This is a genomic window from Enterorhabdus sp. P55, assembly GCF_009911695.1.
Lineage (GTDB): Bacteria > Actinomycetota > Coriobacteriia > Coriobacteriales > Eggerthellaceae > Enterorhabdus.
Window position 1 is genome coordinate 1 of the sequence record NZ_QWKK01000106.1, and the last position, 6,898, is coordinate 6,898.

Genomic DNA, 6,898 nt, shown 5'->3' on the forward strand with positions numbered 1-6,898 from the left:
CCCCCGCGCCCCGCCCCTGCATCCTGGCTCCTCGCGTCTCGCGTCCCGGCCCCTGTGCCCGATCCCGTGGCCCCGCGTCTTACCTCCCCCCGCGCCCCGGCTTCGCGCGTCCCGCCCCTGCATCCTGGCTCCTCGCGCCTCGCGCCCCGGCCCCTGTGCCCGATCCCGTGGCCCCGCGTCCTACCCCCGCGCCCCGGTCCCGCATCCCGACTCCTCGCGCTCGCCCCAGCGGCCTGTGCCCCGATCCCGCGACCCGGTCTCCCGCCCTCGCTGCCACTTTTTCGCGCCGAAATGGCACTAAACGGCAGTTTGGTACGGTTGGCAGCGCCACAGTAGGGCGTTTCGGCGGTCGCCGCCCTCATGTCCTCGGCGTTTTCCCAGGTCGGCTTCGGACGGCACGCCGACCTTGGCGTCGCGCACCGTACCAAACTGCCGATTAGTGCCATCGGAGGCCGAAAACGTGGCGGTGGCGCCCCGGCGTCTGCCCGCCGCGTCCGCGCGCGGCGCTACAGCCAGTGTTTCCAGCGGAAGTAGGCGAGGAAGCTGCTCGTGGTGACCACGGCCAGCGCGACGAGGGCAGCGGCCATCCAGGGCCAGTCCACGCCGGGCAGCACCGTCAGGTTCATCCCGAACCAGCCGGTGATCAGCGTGAGCGGCGCGAACAGCACCGTCACGATGGTGAACGTCTGCATGATGGAGTTCTGCTTGAGGTCGATGCGCGTCTGGTGCAGCTCATGGAGCTGGCCGCTGTACTCCTTGATGATCTCGGCACGGTTGACCAGGCGGTCGGCCAGGTTGGAGACGCGGGTGAAGGCGCGCGCGTCTTCGGGGTCCATCAGCTTGTTCTCGTCATCGGCGATGATGGTGGCCATGGCGGCCACCTGCTGGTAGTAGGTGCCCAGCCGCGACGAGGTGCGCCGGTAGGCCATGATCTTGCTCGTGGGGATGTCGGCGCCCTGCTCGATCATCGCCTCCTCGGCGTCCTCCATGGCGTCCTCGAGCCGGCCCAGGTAGGCCAGGTCGTCCATGAGCAGCGTCTTGAAGAACAGGTAGAGGCAGTGGGCGGTGCCCATGGTGCGCATGACGCCGCTCTTGGCGAGGGTGGCGAGGATGCTCTCGGCCAGGGTGCCGTCCTCGATGAAGATGAGGTGCCTCTCCTCCAGGTAGAACGAGAAGAGGAGGGGATCGCCGGTCGGGTCGGCCTTGTCGGGCACGGCGAAGGAGCCGGCCAGGAAGCCGGGGTAGACCTCCACGTAGCTCGTCTCGGACGCCTCGAGGGACTTGAGCGCCTCGGCCCCGTCGCGCTCGATGCCGGGCAGCGTGCGGAAGGCGTCGGAGGAGATCGCCTCCACCACGGGAACGTCGGCACGTCGCGCCTCCTTGGCCGAGACCTCGGTCATCTTGTCTCGCAGCTCGTAGCGAACGGTCACGGCGCCTCCTCTCTGATCGTGCGTCCCCCGTTGCGCCGGCGCCTGGGCGGCAGCGCCCCGTCACCTCGATTATAGGCGCGCTGCCGTGCGCGCCGCGGTTCTGTGGGCAGTTCGTGGACTTCTCGTTTTCGCTACAAAACCAGGGCCGGGCAGCGGGGTTTCGCTATAATTCGCCCAGATCATCGTGATGGTGCGGCGGGCGTGCCGAGGGGGCGCCGTCCGTCGCGCCGCTTCCCTCGGCCGGTGCCCGTCGCCCGGCGCGGAGGGATGTCTCAACCATGGGGAAGGGGCCCGCATGTACCCAATCGAGAGCGTCGAGGCGCTGAACGACGAGGTGACCCGCATGGTCGTTCGCGCGCCCGACATCGCGCGTAAGATTCGCCCGGGGCAGTTCATCATGCTGCGCATCGACGAGGTGGGCGAGCGCATCCCGCTCACCATGAACGACTGCGATCCCGAGGCGGGGACCGTCACCATCGTGTTTCAGGCCGTCGGCGCCACCACCATGCGCCTGGCCACGCTCAAGGCGGGTGATGCGCTGCGGGACTTCGTCGGGCCGCTCGGCAACCCCACCGAGCTCGAGGGCGCTCGCCGCGCCTGCGTCATCGGCGGCGGCCTCGGCACTGCCATCGCGTACCCGCAGGCCAAGTGGCTGCACGAGCACGGCTGCGAGGTGGACGTCATCACCGGCTTTCGCACCGCCGACCTCGTGCTGCTCGAGGATGAGGTGGCGGCGGTGGCCAGCCGCTCCATCGTCATGACCGATGACGGCTCCAACGGCAACAAGGGCGTGGTGACCGAGCCGCTCAAGCGGTGGATCGAGGAGGGGGCCGGCTACGACCTGGTGCTGGCCGTGGGGCCGGTCATCATGATGAAGTTCGTGGCCAAGACCACCGAGCCCTACGGCATCCGCACGCTCGTGTCGCTCAACCCGCTCATGATCGACGGCACGGGCATGTGCGGCGGCTGTCGCGTGAAGGTGGGCGACGAGTACCTGCACGCCTGCGTGGACGGGCCGGATTTCGATGGGCACCTGGTGGACTTCGACGACGCCATGCGCCGCGGCGTCATGTACCAGGGCTACGAGGGGTCGGCGCGCACGGCCATGGCCAAGCGCCTGGCGTCCGAGGCCCGCGACTGCGACGTGGCCGCCGGCCTACGCGCGGCGGAGGAGGGCGGCGCTCGTCGCGGGGCGAAGGGCCGCATCACGCTCGATGCCGCCACCGAGGCGCAGCTGGCCGCCATGGAGCCTGAGAAGGCGGCGAAGGTGCGCGCCGCGCTGGAGGCCAAGGCCGCGCGCGAGGCCGCCGCTGCGGCCGCCGAGGCCGAGCAGACCGGCGCCGATCGGTTCGGCCACGACGGGAAGGGGGAGTAGGCCATGGCGAAGATGGTCAACTACAACCGCCAGGGCTACAAGACGCCCATGCCCGTGCTCGACCCCGCCGAGCGCGCCCACACGTTCGCGGAGGTGTCGCTCGGCTACAACGCCGAGCGCGCCGTCAACGAGGCGCGGCGCTGCATCCAGTGCAACTCGCGCCCCTGCGTGGCGGGCTGTCCGGTGGGCGTGCCGGTGCGTGAGTTCATCGGCCACATCGCCCGTCGCGACTTCGCGGCCGCCTACGCGGCGGTGCGCGACGCCAACGCGCTGCCCGCCGTCTGCGGGCGCGTGTGTCCTCAGGAGTCGCAGTGCGAGGGCGTCTGCATGCGCGGCCGCAAGGGCGAGGCCGTGGGCATCGGCCGGCTCGAGCGCTTCATCGCCGATTGGGCGGAGGAGCACTCGGAAGAGGCCGCCCGCGCCCTGGCCGAGCGCCGCGCCGCCCGCGCTGCCGCCCTCGCGCATCCGGACGGGGCCGCCGCGGCTGACGAGGAGATCACCCCGCTCGGCGGCAAGGCCGTGCCCGTCATCCCGCCGGGAACCGACCTCTCCGCGTTCCGCGTGGCCGTCGTGGGGTCAGGGCCTGCGTCGCTCACCTGCGCCGGCGAGCTGGCCAAGTACGGCGCGTCGGTCACGGTGTTCGAGGCGCTCCACGCCGTCGGCGGCGTGCTCACCTACGGCATCCCCGAGTTCCGCCTGCCCAAGGCGCTCGTGGCGCGCGAGGTGGCCGCCATCGAGAAGCTGGGCGTGACGTTTGAGGTCAATACCGTGGTGGGCAAGATCTTCGACATCGAGGAGCTTAGGAGCGAGCGCGGCTTCGACGCCGTGTTCGTGGCCACGGGCGCCGGGCTTCCCAGCTATCTGGGCATCGAGGGCGAGGGCCTCAACGGCGTGTGCGTGGCCAACGAGCTGCTCACGCGCGTGAACCTCATGCGCGCCTACGAGTTCCCCGAGTACGAGACGCCCGTCTTCGCCGGCCAGCGCTGCGTGGTGGTGGGCGGCGGCAACGTGGCCATGGACGCCGCGCGCACGGCCAAGCGCCTCGGCGCCGACGTGACGGTGGTCTACCGGCGCAGCCGCGAGGAGATGCCGGCCCGCCTGGAGGAGATCCGCCACGCGGAGGAGGAGGGCGTGCGGTTTGCCACGCTCAACAATCCCGTGCGCCTGATCGGCGATGACGCGGGCTGGCTCACGGGCGTGGAGGTGGTCTCCATGGAGCTGGGCGAGCCCGACGAGAGCGGGCGGCGGCGCCCGCACGAGGTGGAGGGGTCGAACCACGTCATCGGCTGCGACATGTTCGTGATCTCCATCGGCAACCGGACCAACCCGCTCATCGCGCAGACGACGCCGGGGCTGGAGACGACGTCGCGCAACCTCATCGTGGTGGACGAGGAGACGGGCGCCACCTCGGTGCCGGGCGTCTTCGCCGGCGGCGATGCGGTGTCGGGCGCGGCTACGGTCATCCTGGCCATGGGCGCCGGCAAGCGCGCGGCTGCGGGCATCGCGGCGTACCTGAACCCCGAAGGCCCCGCAATCGGCGCGCTCGCGGCCCAGACCGCCGGCGAGGAACGCGCCGAGGCGGAGGAGGCGCTCGCGGCCGAGGCGGCCGTGGAGGACGAGCCCGCCGACGTGGCGCCCGACGACGCGGCAGCCGCCGACGAGCAGGCCGCCCTGGCCGCCGCCCTCGTGGCTGCCGGCATCGCCCCTGATGTGGCCGCCCGCGCAGCGGCCGCCGCGCTGATCGAGGCTGCGAAGGCCTAGCGTGCGAATGCGGGAGACGCAGGGAGAGCGGGGCGAGAAGGCCCGTGAGACGCCGGAAGCCGGGGGCTCGCAGGTGCGGGAGACGCCGGAGGCCGTGGGCTCGCGGGCTTGGGCGGTGTCGGGGGCCGCGGGCGCTCACGTTCGCGAAGGGTCGGAGGCCGCGGGCGCGCAAGCGTGTGAGGCGCCGGGGGCCGCGGGCGCGCGGGCGCGGGCGGCGTCGGACTCCGTTGACGCGTTCGATCCGGTGGCGTACATCAACACGCCGCGCTGGCAGGCCTCGCGGTTGGGGCTTGAGCGCATTCGCGCGCTGCTCGACCGGCTGGGCCGTCCTCAAGATGCGCTGCGCTTTGTGCACGTGGCCGGCACCAACGGCAAGGGCTCGACGTGCGCCTACCTGGCAGCCGTGCTCCAGGCCGCGGGCTATCGGACGGGCCTGTTCACGAGCCCCTTCATTCTGCGTTTCGAAGAGCGTATCCGCGTGAACGGCTCCGACATTTCTCGCGACGACCTCGCGCGCGCCACCCTGCTCGTGCGCGAGCAGGCCGAGGCGCTCGAGCGCGAGACGGGCGATCATCCCACCGAGTTCGAGCTCATGTGCGCCGTGGCGCTCGTGCACTTCCGTGCCGTCGGCTGCGATATCGTCGTGATGGAGGTGGGGCTCGGCGGCCGTCTCGACTCGACCAACGTCATCGATGCGCCCGAGGTCTGCGTCATCGCGTGCATCGGTCTCGACCACACGGCGCTCCTCGGCGATACTCTGGCGGCAGTGGCGGGGGAGAAGTGCGGCATCATCAAGTCCGGCGTCCCCGTGGCCAGCTGGCCCCAGGCCCCCGAGGCCCTCGCCGTCGTTCGCGAGGCCTGCGCTGCCCGTGGCTGTGAGTTATCTATACCTAACTTCGAATCGCTCCAGGTAGAGCCCCTCAAGTTGCACCAAGGAAAGGGGAGCGCCCCCACGTCTGCGGACGACGGCGCTTCGGTGCCCGCAGACAGCTGCCTCTTCGTAGGTGCGCGCGCCTCGTGGGATGCTTCCGCGTTCGCAGGCGACTGCGCGTCGCGCGATGCCCTTTCCTCGGGGATGGCCCTCTTCGAGAGCGCCGGGCCCCTCGGGGGCGTCCTCCCCTCGGAGGGCGCCTGCTCTCCGGGGGGCATCGGTCTTTCCGAGAACGCCTGGCCTTCGGAAGACGGACGGGGCGTTTGCCGCGAGCGTGGGGCGCATGGGGCTGAGCGTATGGAAAATGTTTCACGTGAAACATTCGTTTGCTCTATGGGCGACGGAGGCGAAGTCGAGGGGCGCAGGGGCGACAAAGGGACTGGCGATTCTGCGTGTTTCGCTTCGAGTCAACTCCAGAGTGTTTCACGTGAAACATTCGTACGGCATTTTTCGTACGAGAGCGTCGACTACGTGACGGCGCTCTTGGGCAGTTACCAGCCAGCTAACGCGGCGCTGGCCATCGAGGCGCTCCGATTGCTACGCGAGCGCGGTTGGCGCATCCCGCCGGAGGCTGTGCGGGAGGGCGTCGCCGCTGCGCGTTGGCCAGGGCGCTTTGAGGTGGTGGCTGCGCGCCCCCTCACCATCATCGACGGGGGGCACAATCCGCAAGGAGCGCAGGCGCTCGCAGATTCTCTCGCCGACCTGTTGGCGGCTCTCGGGCGCGGTGCCTCCGGCTCCGCTGCGTCTGGCGAGCCGGACGTGCCCCTCGCTCCTCGCGCTTGCGGTGCGACCGCCCCGCTCGGCGCTCCCGACGCTCTCGGTGATTGCAGCGCCCGCGCTGCCTGCGGCGCGACCGCCCCGCTCGGCGCCTCCGCCCCGCTCGGCTCGTTCGTTCCCGCGGCTGCCCCGGTGCCTGGCGAGCCGGCCTCACCCCCCGTGCCCGGCGCCTGCGATGCGATTGTCCTCGCGGGTGCCCCCGCGCCAATGCTTCCTTATGGTGACGAAAAAGGTCATAGAAATGTCGTCCTCGTCATGGGAGTGCTGGCGGACAAGGACTACACGGCCATGATCGAGGCGGTCGCTCCGCTGGCGGACGCCTTCGTCTGCTACACGCCCGATAGCCCCCGTGCGCTCGCCGCCGCCGACCTCGCCGCTGCAGTACGCGCCACGGCTTCCGCGCTCGCCGCGCCCGCTGCCGCTGCCGTTGCCGTGGCCCCCACGACTGCGGCGGTGCCCGCTCCTGCCGTCCCCGCCCCCGCCTCCGACTCCGCGACTGCGGCGACTTCCGCCCCCGCTCCTGATGCGTCCCCTGCGACTTCTGCCCCCGCCCCCGACGCGCCCCCCGCGCCTGCGGCGGTGCCCGCTCCCGCCCCCGCGGCTGCGGCGGCCCCCATTCCCGCC

Annotated in this window: 2 protein-coding genes and 2 pseudogenes; 3 read left to right on the forward strand and 1 reads right to left on the reverse strand. The window is 71.3% G+C overall.

The genetic code is table 11. The features are described from left to right. Positions 1–506: 506 nt before the first annotated feature. A complete protein-coding gene (locus D1643_RS09060) occupies positions 507–1,430 on the reverse strand; it encodes a CorA family divalent cation transporter (protein WP_160710314.1) in 924 nt (307 codons plus the stop codon). Between the two features lie 295 nt (positions 1,431–1,725). Between D1643_RS09060 and D1643_RS09065 the strand changes: the two are divergent. The 3 genes and pseudogenes from D1643_RS09065 to D1643_RS11870 form a co-directional block, all read left to right on the forward strand. Next, positions 1,726–2,571 (forward strand): annotated as a pseudogene (locus D1643_RS09065) (sulfide/dihydroorotate dehydrogenase-like FAD/NAD-binding protein); the annotation flags it as partial. A 237-nt stretch (positions 2,572–2,808) separates the two neighbouring features. After that, positions 2,809–4,566 (forward strand): FAD-dependent oxidoreductase, encoded by a 1,758-nt coding sequence (locus D1643_RS09070; protein WP_201751056.1) that lies wholly within the window; start codon positions 2,809–2,811, stop codon positions 4,564–4,566. Between the two features lie 244 nt (positions 4,567–4,810). Continuing rightward, positions 4,811–6,898, forward strand: a pseudogene (locus D1643_RS11870) (hypothetical protein); the annotation flags it as partial.